Annotated in this window: 15 protein-coding genes and 1 pseudogene; 9 read left to right on the forward strand and 7 right to left on the reverse strand. The window is 39.2% G+C overall.

Annotated features, from left to right (window positions below; all coding sequences use genetic code 11):
- Nucleotides 1–398: 398 nt before the first annotated feature.
- From MTN96_RS28090 to MTN96_RS28125, 8 genes are all read left to right on the forward strand, one after another.
- Nucleotides 399–1,331 carry a hypothetical protein gene (locus MTN96_RS28090; RefSeq protein WP_069438740.1) on the forward strand — a complete coding sequence of 311 codons (933 nt, stop codon included), beginning with the start codon at nucleotides 399–401 and terminating at the stop codon, nucleotides 1,329–1,331.
- A gap of 25 nt (nucleotides 1,332–1,356) precedes the next feature.
- Nucleotides 1,357–2,256, forward strand: coding sequence for a DUF350 domain-containing protein (locus tag MTN96_RS28095; protein WP_069438741.1), 900 nt, complete (start codon nucleotides 1,357–1,359; stop codon nucleotides 2,254–2,256).
- A gap of 4 nt (nucleotides 2,257–2,260) precedes the next feature.
- Nucleotides 2,261–3,982, forward strand: a complete 1,722-nt coding sequence (locus MTN96_RS28100) for a polyamine aminopropyltransferase (protein ID WP_069438742.1) — start codon at nucleotides 2,261–2,263, stop codon at nucleotides 3,980–3,982.
- A gap of 80 nt (nucleotides 3,983–4,062) precedes the next feature.
- Nucleotides 4,063–4,476 (forward strand): YjfI family protein, encoded by a 414-nt coding sequence (locus MTN96_RS28105; protein WP_004335098.1) that lies wholly within the window; start codon nucleotides 4,063–4,065, stop codon nucleotides 4,474–4,476.
- Nucleotides 4,477–4,500: 24 nt separating this feature from the next.
- Complete coding sequence (locus MTN96_RS28110; RefSeq protein ID WP_036980772.1) at nucleotides 4,501–5,193, forward strand: PspA/IM30 family protein; 693 nt, start codon at nucleotides 4,501–4,503, stop codon at nucleotides 5,191–5,193.
- 71 nt (nucleotides 5,194–5,264) lie between these two features.
- Nucleotides 5,265–5,903: a DUF4178 domain-containing protein gene (locus MTN96_RS28115; protein ID WP_248533559.1), complete on the forward strand. Its 639-nt coding sequence runs from the start codon at nucleotides 5,265–5,267 to the stop codon at nucleotides 5,901–5,903.
- Entirely contained in the window at nucleotides 5,900–6,220 is a 321-nt protein-coding gene (locus MTN96_RS28120) for a hypothetical protein (RefSeq protein ID WP_008113280.1), read from the forward strand. Before MTN96_RS28115 ends, MTN96_RS28120 begins: the two co-directional genes overlap by 4 nt.
- A gap of 64 nt (nucleotides 6,221–6,284) precedes the next feature.
- A complete protein-coding gene (locus tag MTN96_RS28125; protein ID WP_008113278.1) occupies nucleotides 6,285–6,470 on the forward strand; it encodes a hypothetical protein in 186 nt (61 codons plus the stop codon).
- A gap of 15 nt (nucleotides 6,471–6,485) precedes the next feature.
- Here the strand turns inward: MTN96_RS28125 and MTN96_RS37190 are convergent.
- The 4 genes and pseudogenes from MTN96_RS37190 to MTN96_RS28145 form a co-directional block, all read right to left on the reverse strand.
- A pseudogene (locus tag MTN96_RS37190) lies at nucleotides 6,486–6,880 on the reverse strand (hypothetical protein).
- Nucleotides 6,881–6,890: 10 nt separating this feature from the next.
- A complete protein-coding gene (locus MTN96_RS28135) occupies nucleotides 6,891–7,409 on the reverse strand; it encodes a hypothetical protein (protein WP_214552309.1) in 519 nt (172 codons plus the stop codon).
- A 107-nt stretch (nucleotides 7,410–7,516) separates the two neighbouring features.
- Nucleotides 7,517–8,896, reverse strand: coding sequence for a lyase family protein (locus MTN96_RS28140; RefSeq protein WP_248533561.1), 1,380 nt, complete (start codon nucleotides 8,894–8,896; stop codon nucleotides 7,517–7,519).
- 216 nt (nucleotides 8,897–9,112) lie between these two features.
- A complete protein-coding gene (locus tag MTN96_RS28145; RefSeq protein ID WP_013463685.1) occupies nucleotides 9,113–9,298 on the reverse strand; it encodes a hypothetical protein in 186 nt (61 codons plus the stop codon).
- Nucleotides 9,299–9,491: 193 nt separating this feature from the next.
- Between MTN96_RS28145 and MTN96_RS28150 the strand changes: the two genes are divergently transcribed.
- A complete protein-coding gene (locus MTN96_RS28150) occupies nucleotides 9,492–10,082 on the forward strand; it encodes a DUF938 domain-containing protein (protein ID WP_248533563.1) in 591 nt (196 codons plus the stop codon).
- On the opposite strand, the gene MTN96_RS28155 is transcribed toward MTN96_RS28150, so the two are convergent.
- From MTN96_RS28155 to MTN96_RS28165, 3 genes are all read right to left on the reverse strand, one after another.
- Nucleotides 10,059–11,198 (reverse strand): GNAT family N-acetyltransferase, encoded by a 1,140-nt coding sequence (locus tag MTN96_RS28155; protein ID WP_248533565.1) that lies wholly within the window; start codon nucleotides 11,196–11,198, stop codon nucleotides 10,059–10,061. The two genes, MTN96_RS28150 and MTN96_RS28155, sit on opposite strands and share 24 nt — an antisense overlap.
- 91 nt (nucleotides 11,199–11,289) lie before the next feature.
- On the reverse strand, nucleotides 11,290–14,016 hold the full coding sequence (locus MTN96_RS28160; RefSeq protein ID WP_248533567.1) for an ATP-binding protein: 2,727 nt from the start codon (nucleotides 14,014–14,016) through the stop codon (nucleotides 11,290–11,292).
- Between the two features lie 72 nt (nucleotides 14,017–14,088).
- Nucleotides 14,089–14,544 carry an Lrp/AsnC family transcriptional regulator gene (locus MTN96_RS28165; RefSeq protein ID WP_069438748.1) on the reverse strand — a complete coding sequence of 152 codons (456 nt, stop codon included), beginning with the start codon at nucleotides 14,542–14,544 and terminating at the stop codon, nucleotides 14,089–14,091.
- Nucleotides 14,545–14,619 lie beyond the last annotated feature (75 nt).

A 14,619-nucleotide genomic window follows, 5' to 3' on the forward strand; every position in this document is an offset into this window, starting at 1 on the left:
TACCGCTGTGGGCACCACGACATCACCAAGCTCCAAATTGAGAAAGCCCGACTAGCAATAGTCGGGCTTTTTTACGTCTGCAGGAAAGTGAAAATGCAGGTTCGAGGTGAAAGATATTAGGTTAAAGGAAGATAATTGACCAGAACCGACCCCTCGGCATGCTACTGCGCTGTCGCTACGAAGTAGTATACCCACTCCAAATACAAGTCAGTGTTTAAGCCATGCGCTATAAGTTTTGAAGTATTATTATCAGCCCTGCTACTCTTTACTGATCTCAGTTATTCACCTTGCACTTTAAACTAGTCCCTAAATTATCATCTTGTTGCAATTTCATTGTTGGTTTAATAACTGTCCTGTGTAAAACTATCTAGGATAATTTAGTAAATCAGGTGACATGAATGTCGAATATAAAAGCTTGGAAACTTCTCAGCCTGTTTTGTTTGTTTACAGCACTGATTGGTTGTCAATCTAAAGAAGAACAGCTACAACAAACAATTCAAGAGTCCATTAAAAAGGCCGATGTCGAGCTTAGTCAGCTTGGTAAAGCACTTGATAATGGTAGTATACGTAATGCGATTATTCTTAAAGAATACAGTCGTATCCTTAAACAACAGCAACCTGAACTCAGTAAGGTTGTTGATGTAGTTAGCCTTGATGCCACACGCCAGGGAGCCCTTTATAGTGGCTTAACTCAACGCCTTGATGATATTAAGGGTAATTACTTAATTCCTCCTTACGAAGACACTTTATACAATATTGATTTATTGCGTGAAGCCGCCAAGCCAACGTTATTTTCTGATGCCTTAACCGATCCTATTAATATGCTTGCGGATATGTCGAATGGTTCTTTGGCACGAGTTGGTGCTATAAGCCAAAAAGCTGAAGGCGAAGGGGTCGGTAACCAAATGGTAGGTAATCCTAACTATGGTAATTGGCAAACGAATAGTAGCGGTATTAGCTTTTGGCAATGGTACGGCATGTACCGTATTTTGGGTGATGTTTTTGACCGAGTTGAATACGGAAGTTGGAGTAAACGCCGTAAGTATAGTTACTACAATGACTATGGTCGTACTCGTTACTCAAGCCCTAAACAAATAAAAGCCCAAAGTGCATTAGAAACACGTACACGACAATCTTACCAACGCCAAGGCAAGCAGTTCACTAGTCCTTATGCGAGTAAAAAAACAGGTGCATCAGGTTTGAGTCGCAGCAGTTATACGCCGCCTAAAAGTCGCAGCAGTTACTCAAGAGCGAGTAGTTATAGCAATAATTCAGGATCGGTTCGTAACAGCAGTAGCAGAACCTCGCGCGGCGTAAGTCGTGGTAAGTAAAGAATAACGTTGGAGTTAGAATAATATGTATGAATTTAATGGAATAACTATGTGGTCTTTGCAGGCACTGGCTGTGGACTTTGCAATTATCATCTTACTATTTGTGAGTTTAAAGTATATTAAAGGTTGGGTATCTAATTTACACGCCAATGACGAAATTACTGAGCGCGATAACTTTGCATTTGGAATAAGCTTTGCCGCTGGTTTAGTCGCACTTGCGATTGTGTTAACGGGCGTGAGTAGTGGTGCGTTTGCTGCTACGTTACAAAAAGAAGCTCTGTTAATGCTTGGCTATGGTGCATTAGCAATTCTGCTTATAAAGCTGGGTCACTTTTTTCAAGATAAAGTGGCGCTGCGTAAAGTGAGCTTACATAACGAAATAGTCAAAGGTAACGTTACTGCGTCAATTATTGATTTTGGCCATGTAGTAAGTGTTGCAGTGGTTATCCGCTCTGCACTATTGTGGGTTGCTACTGAAGGTTGGCATGGCATTCCTATTGTTATTGCTGCGTTTGTCATTGGTAGTGTGGTGTTACTTTTAGTAAGCCAATATCGCGTGCAGCTATTTAAGCGTACCAACAAAAGTGGCGACTGCCTACAACAGGCTATTATTGATGGTAATTTAGCAGTAGGTGTTCGTTATGCAGGCTTTTTAATTGGTAGTGCATTAGCCATTACTGCTGCAACAGGCATTGCTCCTTATGCTGCTGACAATATTAATGCGAGTTTACTTTACTGGGCGCTAAGCGCCGTTGTTTGTTTGGTTGCTTTCATTTTACTGCACTTACTGACGATTAAAATCATTCTTGCTGGCTGTAATATTTCAGATGAAGTGAATCGTCAAAAGAATGTGGGTGTTGCCGCTATTTCTGCAGCTGTGTCATTTGCTGTCGGGATCACTATGGCCACACTACTGGGTGCATAATCACGTGTCATCAACTCAAGCTTCCCCAAGTAAATTTAAATTACTTGGGCATGATATTTTACTGATCACTGTTATGGCCGTACTCGCAGGATGCGGCCTTATTTATGAATACTTACTTTCTCATTACGCTGGCCGAGTACTCGGCTCAGTTGAGAGTGCAATTTACGCCATGATAGGCACTATGATTGTAGCTATGGGGATGGGTGCATTTTTAGCGCGTTGGTTTAAAGATGCCTTCACCGCATTTGCTTGGCTAGAGAGTATTATTGCGCTCATAGGTATGGGCTGTATATTAGCCATTGCCAGCATTATTGCCGTGAGTTATTCTCTCCCTCATTTATTATCAAGTATTTTTAATATTCCACCTGACGTTATTCTTAATGGTTACGTGTTTCAAAAGCTGCAAGAGTGGTCTCGCTTTTTACCTTATGTATTTGGCTTAATATTAGGGCTATTTATTGGTATGGAAATACCGCTTATTGCGCGTATTCGCCAGCATGTTTATGGACGTTTTTTAGAAAATAACGCTGGCACTATATATGGGGCTGACTATATTGGCGCAGGTATTGGCGCGGCAATTTGGGTGAGTATTATGCTCGCGATGCCAATAATGCAAGCCGCCGCTTGGACAGCGCTATTTAATATTATTGCCGGACTTGCCTTTTTATGGCGTTACCATAGCTATGTACGCTTTGCTAAGTTGCTATTGGTTTGCCATATATTACTGCTGGTGTTATTCGCTTTTATTTTGCAGTTTGGTAGTAGCTGGATGGATAACCTAAGTAACGTACTATACAAAGATAAAGTTATTTATTCCCAAGCAACGAAATACCAGCATGTGGTGCTAACAGAGCGTTTAAGTAAAAATCAGCCTCAGCCAATTACTGATCTATATTTAAATGGTCGTTTGCAGTTCTCTAGTGTAGATGAGCAAATATATCACTCAATGCTTGTTTATCCTGCAATGCTCGCATCTAATCGTCATGACCGTGTTTTGATTATTGGTGGCGGTGACGGATTAGCCATGCGTGATGTATTAAAGTGGCCAGTCAAAGAAGTCACACTAATTGATTTAGATGGCCAGCTACTGAATTTATTTGGCCATGAAGACGATAAATTCACACCGCCAGAAGGGATTAAACAGCGGTTGGTAGCACTCAATAATGAATCGATGCATGACCCGCGAGCAAATATTATTGTGGGCGATGCATTTTTAGAAGTCGAAAAGTTACTGGATCAGTCAAAGCAGTTCGATACTATTTTAATTGATTTGCCAGACCCTAATCACCCTGATCTTAATAAGATGTACAGCGATTACTTTTATAATCATGTACGCCAATTATTAGCGCCTGATGGTGCTATGGCGGTACAGTCAACATCGCCTTATCATGCGAAAAAGGCATTTTTAAGTATTGCTAAAACGGTGAAAGCCGCAGGTTTTGATTATGTAGAGCAATATCAGCAAAACATTCCTTCGTTTGGTCAATGGGGATGGACCATTGCGACTAAAATGGGGCAATCACCTAGTGCCCGTATTAGCAATATAACTGATATGCCAGTGCCATCTCGGTGGATTAGTAAAAAATATTTATTAGCGAGTTTTGCATTTCCTAATAACTATTTTGAACAAGTGAACGATATTGAAGTCAATAGGTTAGGTTCTGGTCGCTTATATGATTACTACCGAGCAGCTTGGCAAATAGAAAGTGAATTGTATAAAAATTAATAAAACATGGTTGACATAATATGTCGACCATGCGAATCTTAACTCAGACATAATATGTCATATGACGAAAAGGCAGAGACATGGAATTAAATGAACTTTCAATAAAATTAGCGTCTTTTGAAACCGAGGGTGCTAACTTTGAGTCTTTCTTGATTGCCAATCCAGGTGAGCAAGATGTTTTACAAGTCATTGTTGATGGAAATGACGAGCTTCCAATTTTTGTTACTCAAACACAAGAGCAATTACTATGTATTAGCTACTTGTTTGACGAAGATGAAGTAAAAAGTGAATTACGCAACGAGTTAAACGAAACATTACTGCGTTTAAACGTGCCAATTCCACTGAGTGCATTTGCTAAGATCGATAATAAATACGCGATTTTTGGTGCACTGTCGGTAAATTCATCTCTAGATGATGTTACCCACGAACTAGTGACATTAGCTGATAACGCTATAGATGCACTAGAAGCCGTGACCTTATATTTAAACGATTAGTAGCTAGTTAGTGGAGTTAAGATTATGAGTATTTTAAAAAAATTATTTACAGCAGTACGTGGCGGCGCACGTGAAGCAGGCGAAGCAATTGTTGATGCCAATGGTATTCGTATTTTTGAACAAGAAATTGCCGATGCACAAAATGCACTGAATCGTGCTAAAAAAAGCCTGACAGAAGTAATGGCTAAAGAGATGCAAACTAAGCGTAAAATTAGCGCAGTAGATGCATCAATTGCTGAGCACGAAGCGTATGCAGGTCAAGCCCTTGAAAAAGGGAATGAAGCATTAGCATTAGAAATTGCAGAAAAAATTGGTGACTTTGAAGCTGAGAAAGCCGAACACGAGCAAGTATTAGCGGGCTTTACTAATCACATAGTGACATTGAAGCAGCAAGTTAAAGATGCTGAAAAATCAATTAAAGAAAACCAGCGTCAGCTTACTATGGTTAAAACCACAGAAAGCGTTCAACAAGCGACAATGGCTGTAAATAGCACGCTTAATACTAATAATTCATCAATGACATCGGCGCGTCAGTCGCTTGAGCGTATTAAGCAACGCCAGCAAGACCGTACTGATCAATTAGGTGCTGCAAAGTCTCTAGAAGCAGATGTTAATGGCGACGATTTAAAAGCTAAAATGGCTGAAGCAGGTATTGGTGATACGAATCCAAAAAGTGCTGATATTTTAGCGCGCATTAAAGCGAAGCAAAATAGTTAACATTTAGAACCATATCAAAAAGGTAACCGAGTTTCGCTCCGTTACCTTTTTTGCTTACAGAGGCACCTTATATGTTTAATTTTTTCAAATCTAAAAAAAAGCCAGAACGTCAGCTTAATCATGCGAGTGACCTTAAAAAAGGCGACATGTTTACTGTCATTGATTCGTTTGCTTATCCTTCATGGCTTAAAGGTCAAACGTTGCGCGTTATTGATGTGCAAACGTATCAGTACCAACACAGCAGTGATACTGAATTTGTACTTGAAACTAACACTGGCCAAGTGGTGTTTTTACAAATAGAGCAAAATGATGGTGAACAGTGGGCAAACTTCTCTATAAAAATTCAGCGTGATGAAGTTGAAGAGATCTTTGGTCTTGATGAATTTGCGCGTATTTTTGATGAAGAGTCATTAACACATATCACGGTACAAAATACCCCTGAGCGTTTTATGCAATTTTTAGCGAAAAGCTATCAGCAAAGTGAATCGCCTTATGTTTGTTATTTTCATAAGAAAGACTTTCGTGGCCAAACGCTGCCTCGCTATGAGCAAGAAGGTGGTGAACCATGCGAAATGATTTGCTTAGCCTCTCCTGATGAAGGGCATAGCGTTAATATAGAGATTTGGGAGGGAGGTGAAACAGAAGTCTCACTGACGTTAACTCGCCCAATTAGCGATATTGTTGATTTGTTTCCTGGAGATGCTCAGTGAGTGATGCTAAAGACAAGTGGTTGCGCCAAGAGCAAGCTGTGCGCGCCACGCAAATGGCATTTGATTTGAGTAGTGAGGTACAAAAGTCGATAAAAAAACAAGCTATCGATCAAGAGCTCACTCCCTCAGATATGATCCGTAAAATTTTAGGTCTTGATGTAAAGTCTAAAAAAACACGGCAACGACTATCGTTTAATTTAAATGATGACGAAATAGCGCAATTGGCTAGCCGGTTTGAAGTGGCAGTAGATGATAAAAGAGCGGTAAAGCAACAGGTAGCAGAGTTACTCATTGAGCATACAAAAAAGACTAAGTAACCCTTTTGCCTTCTTTATGTAAAATACTTACACTGGGGCTATTATTTTCTAAAAAAGTGCCGCTGTGAATATCTTATTGATTGCCTACTTACTCATGTTTGCTTTATTTGGCACGGCGGCAAGCTACTTCGTGCGTTTTATATATGCTTACTGGGTACAGAAAAAAATGCCACTGGAATACATTTTTAAGGCAGGTGTGTGTATTTTCATGGTGGTGGTTATTTCGGTGTTAATACCACTATTAGATTAACACCGAAACGAACTGCTACTGGTAGTTAACTGTTTTACATTGATTATCAATACATAAAGAGTGGACTTCTAACACTGGTGAACAGTCTTTGAACTCAAGCATTGCATTATCTAGTTGTTCTTGCTCAGTGATTTTTTGCGCTAATTGCTCTGCTTGTTCTTGAGAGTGATTTAATGTTGAGTACACAACATACTTACTCGGCCCCCCACAGACACGCGAGCAAACACCTAACATTGATAGCTGGCTGTACAGCTTTTATTACTTGTAAGCTCATTAAGTTGAGTATTTAAAACAGATTCACTCGCGTTTTGAGCTTTGCTTGATGTTAGTGCACTACTGCAACTGCTAAGCAGCATAGTCATAACAACACAGGTAGCTGATAGCTTAATTACGGATGACAAACAACTCATAATCTAATCCTTAAAATACACTTACCGCAGAGCCTTCAAGTTTAACACATTTATTTTCAACACACTGAGTGCTTGGCGCAGTTAAATGTTGGCAAATACTCATCATGCCTTTTTGCACATTATAGGTACTTTCTAATTGAGTGATAGTATCGCTTAGGGCTGAAACCTGCTCTTGGGGTGCGCTTTGTGTAGAGTACACAATGTAATCACTTGGTCCACCACAGGCACGGCTACCAACAGCACTGACTTTACACTGTGAACTAGTTGAACATTGTTTATCTGCTATGAGGTTATTTAATTTATTTTTTGCTGTTTTAATATCATCAAGCGACACTTCCTTTGCAGCATCAACCGGTAGTTGTTGTGCTATTTTATTTTCTCTATTCGCTTGTGGTAGTTTTTGTTGTGGTATCGGCGTAGACGTGTTTTCTACCGCATTGGTTTTAGTTTGCTCAGTTTCATTTGAGGTGGTTTCTAAGCAAGCTGTTAAGCAAAGCGGTAGTAGTAGAGCGAGTAATGGAGTACGCATAATCGTTCCTGATAGTGATGAATTATTCATCACTATCATACACGGTGCATTTATTACGGCAATAAAAACTCTACTATCAATATATTAAAGCGCCATTAATGGCGTTTTTACATTAACCCACCTTGGGTTAATTTAGCTGGATTGAGTAATGCCTCTAATTCTGAGCGAGATAGGTCTGTCTCTTGCTCGGCGATATCAATAATTGGCTTTGCTTGCTGGTAAGCTTGTTTGGCAATTTTTGCTGCTTTTTCATAGCCAATAACTGGGTTGAGTGCAGTAACTAAAATAGGATTTTTAGTCAGCGCTTTATCAATCTGTGCTTGATTAACTTTAAAGCTAGTTATGGCTTTATCCGCTAGTGCTTGCGCACTGTTAGCAAGTATCTCTGTACTTTGCAGGATATTATAAGCAATCACGGGTAGCATTACGTTAAGCTCAAAGTTGCCAGCTTGGCCTGCTACGGTAATTGTGGCGTCGTTACCGATTACTTGCGCACTAGCCATTGCAGCGGCTTCTGGGATCACCGGGTTCACTTTGCCAGGCATAATGGATGAACCAGGCTGCAATGCTTCAAGCTCTATTTCACCAAGTCCCGCAAGCGGCCCTGAATTCATCCAACGTAGATCGTTGGCTATTTTCATTTGCGCAACGGCATAGACTTTCAGCTGCCCTGATAAAGCCACAATGGCATCTTGCGATCCAATATTATAAAAAAAGTTATCACTGGGGATAAAGTTAATCCCTACTTTTTCACTTAGCTGTTTGGCAAATAGAGCGGCAAATTGTGGGTCGGCATTAATACCTGTGCCGACCGCTGTTCCCCCCTGAGCCAGTTCACAAACACGTATTAGTGCATGCTCAATACCGCTGGCTGCGTGCTTTACCTGCGATTGCCATGCGCTAAGTGTTTGCTCAAAGGTCACTGGCATTGCATCCATTAAATGAGTGCGCCCAGTTTTAACTATATGACCGATGTCTGCTTTTTTCTGCTCTAAGGCGTCGGCTAAGTTTGCTAGTGCTGGCAGTAATTTTTTATCAACACTGATAGCACTGCTTAAGGCGATTGCAGTGGGAATAACATCATTCGAGCTTTGTCCCATATTCACATCGTCGTTAGGGTGAATAGGTTGATTAGCATGTTTTGAAGCCAAACTTGCAATAACTTCGTTGGCATTCATATTTGAGCTGGTACCTGATCCCGTTTGAAAAATATCAACGGGGAAATGCTCATAATGCTGACCATCAATAATTTCTTGGCAGGCATGCTCGATTGCATTTGCTTTTGTTTTATCTAAATGCCCCAGCTTTAAATTGGTTAATGCTGCGGCTTGTTTTATATACGCTAAAGCAATAATAAATTGCTGTGGCATGGTGAGGTTGCTAATCGTAAAGTTATTAATGGCGCGTTGGGTTTGTGCTTTATAAAGTGCGTTAACGGGTACGTCGAGTGTGCCCATGCTATCTGATTCTGTTCTAAAGTTACTCATTAGTACTCCTAAAAAAGAGAATATATGACATTAAACTACGCTATAAAAAAAGATATGGTGCTGTTATTACTATTTACAACGGTATAGCTAAAAAGTAGGGGGCGTCAAGGCAAGTTAACAAGTGGGATTAAAACTAAAAAGTCGACTTAAACGGATTTTAAGTCGACTTAAATAATGTATTTATATAAACAGCCAGTTATAAGGCTAAACAGAACTTTAATTGTAGCCAAGAATAAATATTTGGTCTGTTTCATGTTTGTTTTGTGCCTTTTGAGTATGTTTTACATGAGAAAGTAAGTCGATAACCGTTGCTCTACAATCTGTTTCATGACTCGTTTTATCTAGGCTTTTATCGGTAATTGCCATTACAGCGTCTACGGCGGTATAGGGTGAAATATACATAATGTTATCCTTTTGTCGTTTAGTACTCATTAAGTGAGTAATTTAATAAAAGCATATAGCGTACCAGTTCGGTAAGTATAATATAACGCATTGAAATTAAAGTTATTTTATTATTTTGGTCAATTTACTCACGACAGAATAGTTGAAATTTGTTTTACTATTGTGCATTCATTTGCAATTTAGGTGCATCAGTATGACCAAACCATTTTCACAAGCCTGCGAAAATAATAAAAATCATATACTTAAGGCTTTGCAGCCTGCATTGCAAAATGCAGCATCAGTACTTGAGATAGGCTCGGGGACGGGTCAGCATAGCGTTTTCTTTGCCAAAAAATTGCCACATTTACAATGGTATACCAGTGATCGAGAGGTTAATCATCAAGGAATAAAGTTATGGCATGATGAGGTGCAACTGGCAAACTTGCATCCGCCTTTATTGCTTGATTTAAACGATCCTTGGCCAGTAAATAAAGTGGATGCGATATATACAGCTAACACTTTTCACATAGTGAGCTGGGAGTTAATTACGCGTTTTTTTGCTGGAGTAAATCAGCACTTAAACCAGCAAGGGGTGGTGTGTGTATATGGCCCTTTCAAATATAAAGGGGAGTTTACCAGCCCCAGTAATGATGAATTTAATAGTTTATTGCAAAGTCGCGATCCGCTTAGTGGTATTCGTGATTTCAAAGCGGTTGAGCAACTTGCAGTGCAATCTGGGCTTAAGTTACTTAGCGATACTGCGATGCCTGCAAATAATCAGTTACTCATTTTTAAACGGCAATAAAGTGCTGCATTGTTGTTTATAAATATCGATATGTTGGCGTTCGCGTTTTAAGTAATCTGCAATAGCATGATTAAAATCGGGGTGAATAATATGATGAGCAGAATAAGTAGTGATGGGTTGAAAGCCGCGTGCTATTTTATGCTCACCCTGAGCACCGGCATTAAAACAGTGAATATTATGCTTAATCGCATATTCAATTCCTTGGTAGTAACACAGCTCAAAGTGAAGAGAATCAACCTCTTCGCTTGCTCCCCAATAACGCCCATAAAGGGTATTGTCACCAATTAAACTTAATGTGGCGGCAATCACTTTATGGTCTTTTTTGGCTAGCATAATGAGCAATTTTTCAGCCATTAAGGCGTGTAGCAAGCTAAAAAAATCGCTGTTTAAGTAGCCTAAATGGCCTGAACGTTTTAAATAAGTACGTTGATAAAACTCACAAAAAAGCTGCATCACTGTTGTGGTGATTTGCTCACCTTGCAGCCATTCAATGGTGATATTTTGCTGTGATATTTTAGCGCGTTCTTTTTTTACTGCTTTGCGCTTACGGGCATTAAAGGTTTTTAAAAAATCGTCAAAATCTTTAAAGCTATTATTAAACCACTGAAACTGTACCCCGGTTCTCAGCATGGCACCTGCATCATTTAGCTGTGAGGCTTGTGCTTTATCGCAAAAGTTTACATGCCAGCCTGACCAGGCTTGTTTTGCGCAGTGGGTATTAAGTTGCTCTGTAATATACTCATACACTAACTTTGGATTGCTATGCATAATACGTATTCTTTGACCCTCAATCGGACTAAAGGGAATACAGCACAGCCATTTAGGGTAATAATCTAAGCCATTTTTTTCATAAGCTTCAGCCCATGCCCAGTCAAATACATATTCACCGTAGGAGTGCGCTTTTAAGTAGCCAGGGGCAAGGGCAACTAGTTTATCGTCTTCATAAACGGCTAAGTGGTGAGGCTGCCAACCTGTTTTTGCGCTTACACATTGGCTTTGCTCAAGTGCATATAAAAAAGCGTGTTGAGTAAAAGGGTCATTACCAAAAAAATAATGCCATTGTGTTGCGTCAATTTGGTTGATGCTATTAAACCATTGATGTGAAAAGTGGCTCATAATGCTTTGCCTACTATTTTTTAAGTGGGTTGCTGATTAATTTTGGTAATAGTGCGACAGCCATATTTGGTTTTCTATTTTCGATAAATCTTTATGGTTTATCTGGCGCAATATATTGAGATAGGCACTGTATGAGCTTATCGAGTTCGAGAGGTTTTGCAAGATGTTCGTTAAAACCAATTGCTAAGGCATTGGCTTTATCTTCAGGCATTACATCAGCAGTTAAGGCAATAATTGGTAATTGCTCAGTACTTTTCATTTGACGTATCAAGGCGGTGGCTTGGTAACCGTCCATAATCGGCATCTGGCAATCCATTAATACTAAATCGAAGTCATTTACTTTAACTTGTTCTACTGCTAATTCGCCATTTTCCACTAGTGTTGGTGTAATCCCTAAAGAGCTAAGCATTGCTTTTATGACTAATTGATTGACGCTGTTATCTTCTGCAACCAGTATTTTTAGTTTACTTAAATTAACATGCTGGTGTGTGTGCTTTGACGTTACTTGTTGTGCTGCACATGTATTTAACTCGACAGACAGAGTAAAAGTAGAGCCCTTACCTGGCTCGCTTTGTACGCTGATATCTCCAGACATTAATAAGCTAAGTTCTTTTGCGATTGCTAAACCAAGCCCTGTCCCACCAAATTTACGTGATGTTGAGCTATCAGCTTGGGTGAACGCATCAAATAACTTACTTTGCTCTGATAGCGCAATACCGATGCCCGAGTCCTTAATAGTCAAGGTAATTTGACGACGTCTATTGGTGATCTCCTTGCTGTATGCGCTAACACTTACTTCACCTTCATGGGTAAACTTAATGGCGTTACTACATAGGTTTAATAAAATTTGCTCAATTCGCATAACATCACCTTCAAACCAAATGTCGGTTGGTAATTGGTTATCAACTTTCCAGAGAATGCCTTTTTGTTCTGCGCTTTGCTCGAACATACTACTGATCCGAGCAAGAAGCGCATTCAAATCAAAAGGAGCGACTTCTAAGGTGAGCTTTTGTGATTCAATTTTAGAGATATCGAGTACATCATTTATTAAACTTAACAATGATTTAGACGCTAAATTAATTTTATTTAAATAATCAGAAAGAATTTCAGGACTATCTTCATTTTTAGCTAGAGTGGAAAAGCCAATCACGGCATTAAGCGGAGTGCGAATTTCATGACTCATATTTGCTAAAAATCGGCTTTTAGCTTGATTTGCTAAATCAGATTGTTTTTTAGCCTTAACCAGCGAGCGTGTACGCTCTGCTACCAAGCGTGAGAGTGCAAGGTGCTGGTTATTAAACAGCAGTAATATCAGTAAAATGAGTGAGCTTACAATGACCTGTAAAATAAGCAAAAAGAGTGTCATGTTATTAGTTTGATGCGGTAGAAATTCATCTTTAATGGTTAAATCAACGAACCATGTTTGCCCTGCAAAATCAATTTTGATAGTTGTAAGCTTATTGCTTTTGGTTGGAATATTTTCGGCATTTGAATAAAACGGATTGATAGCATTGGCTTCATAAATAGCGATATTAAACATTTTATTTTGTGCTTGCGTAAGCGACTGAGCAAGTATGTTTTTTACTAAAAATACACCTGTTGCGTAACCTTTAATTGAGGCAACCTCATTATTTTGTTGATACACGGGAGCAAATAATAAATACGCGGGTTCAGATTGCTGTGTTTGAACTAATTGAATTATTTTAGTCCCTATCGGGCGAATTTTGATACGTGGGTCGAGCAAAGTTTCACGGCGATCTTTTCGAGAATTAAGATTAAAACCTATCGCTGATTGGTTTTCTGCAAAAGGGGCAATATAGGTAATAACCACCAATGGGTCATTGTTTGATAATGGTGCCCCTTTAATGCTTGGATCAAAGTTGTATGCGTTATAAATTTCATTAAGCTGTTTGTTAAAGTCACTGACCTGAGCGGGATCAATTTTACGATTCCATGAAAATGCTTTAATAAATGAATGCTCAGCCAATAGTTGGGCACTGTAGCTATTAAACTCTTGCCTGCTTAAAGTTGGCGTTGATTGTATTTGGCTTGCAAGGCTTTGTACGGTTATTTGGCTGAGGTTTAAATTGCTCAGCAAACTGTTTTCAATAATAGATGTTTCGCGCTTGGCAATTTGTATTGAATTTGAATAAGTCTCTTGGTTATATAGCTTAGTGGTTAAGGCTACTGAGATGAATAATACCGAGCATACTGCGATAGTAGGTAATGGGGTAACATCATGGCGTTTAAATTTAGGTTGTAATAACGCTAATAAAAAGGGGGTTGCGATCAGCACGCCTAGAGAATCACCAAGCCACCAAAAAGTAACATTTCTCCAATGATTATCAATGCTGTGAGCAGGGTTAAACTGACTTAAAGCATAGACGCCAATATTGGCCGATATTAGGCTAACAACAATACCAACGATAAAAATAAAATATATTATTGATTGGCGTTTCTTTAAGAACAGCGGATGACCTAGCCAGTATTTTAAAATAGCTGCGCCAATCATCCCTTGCAGCACAGCGCCAAAGCCGATTAGTAACACCTGCTCTAATGTATTGCCAATTAAAACTTGATCAGAGATAACGTTATCACTGGTACTTAAATTAAAGGAGACAGAGGCAATAAATAATGCAGGGATAAAGCGCCACCACCAGATAAAACAGCCAACTAGGGCAATACCTGCAGGGAGCCAGATAGGGATGACTTGTGATTGAAAGGCAAAATTAGTTAATAAATTACCAGTTATAAAGTAAGCAACCGCAAACGATATGTAAAAAACAAAAGAATTGGATGTTGAACCAAAAATCTTCACATGCATCCTTGTTAAATATTATTTTTATAATGATATTTTAGTATAGCGAATCGACAGTAAATAGTATTATTTTTAAAGTGGTAGCTGCTTTTTACTAAATGATTGTTTGAGTACTACCGTTGACTCTATATTGGCGATGCAGCTTAAGCTCCCCAGCTGGTGCTTTACAAACTGCTCATAGCTTTCTAAATCCTGAGAAATAATTTTCAGTAAATAATCGTGGCTACCTGAGATCACAGAGCACTCAAGTACATGGGAAAGTTTTTCTACATGCAGCTCAAATTGCTGTGCCGCACTCACCGAGTTTTGACTTAGTCGCACGAAAGCATAAACCAGCACATTAAGGTTGAGCGACTTAGGGTTAATTGCAGCGTGATAGCCCGTAATTACATGTTCCTGCTCAAGCTTTTTGATACGCCTAAGAGTTGGGGTGTCTGATAGGTTAATGGTATTGGCTAATTCAGAAACCGACATGCGGGCATGCGATTGTAAGGCAACCAGTAACTGCTGATCTTTTTTATCTAACATGACTATGGGATCTTATTAATTATTTTAATGTTGGTAGTGATTATTGCTAACAAAAGGTATTTTTACTATTTTTTT

The sequence above is a fragment of the Pseudoalteromonas sp. 2CM28B genome, from assembly GCF_023161935.1.

What these genes read in the sequence shown, in the direction of transcription:
- MTN96_RS28115 (WP_248533559.1), top strand. Translation starts at nt 5,265, where the DNA reads ATGTTTAATTTTTTCAAATCTAAAAAAAAGCCAGAACGTCAGCTTAAT.
- MTN96_RS28110 (WP_036980772.1), top strand. Translation starts at nt 4,501, where the DNA reads ATGAGTATTTTAAAAAAATTATTTACAGCAGTACGTGGCGGCGCACGT.
- MTN96_RS28165 (WP_069438748.1), bottom strand. Translation starts at nt 14,544, where the DNA reads ATGTTAGATAAAAAAGATCAGCAGTTACTGGTTGCCTTACAATCGCAT.
- MTN96_RS28095 (WP_069438741.1), top strand. Translation starts at nt 1,357, where the DNA reads ATGTATGAATTTAATGGAATAACTATGTGGTCTTTGCAGGCACTGGCT.
- MTN96_RS28105 (WP_004335098.1), top strand. Translation starts at nt 4,063, where the DNA reads ATGGAATTAAATGAACTTTCAATAAAATTAGCGTCTTTTGAAACCGAG.
- MTN96_RS28140 (WP_248533561.1), bottom strand. Translation starts at nt 8,896, where the DNA reads ATGAGTAACTTTAGAACAGAATCAGATAGCATGGGCACACTCGACGTA.
- MTN96_RS28145 (WP_013463685.1), bottom strand. Translation starts at nt 9,298, where the DNA reads ATGTATATTTCACCCTATACCGCCGTAGACGCTGTAATGGCAATTACC.
- MTN96_RS28135 (WP_214552309.1), bottom strand. Translation starts at nt 7,409, where the DNA reads ATGCGTACTCCATTACTCGCTCTACTACTACCGCTTTGCTTAACAGCT.
- MTN96_RS28155 (WP_248533565.1), bottom strand. Translation starts at nt 11,198, where the DNA reads ATGAGCCACTTTTCACATCAATGGTTTAATAGCATCAACCAAATTGAC.
- MTN96_RS28150 (WP_248533563.1), top strand. Translation starts at nt 9,492, where the DNA reads ATGACCAAACCATTTTCACAAGCCTGCGAAAATAATAAAAATCATATA.
- MTN96_RS28090 (WP_069438740.1), top strand. Translation starts at nt 399, where the DNA reads ATGTCGAATATAAAAGCTTGGAAACTTCTCAGCCTGTTTTGTTTGTTT.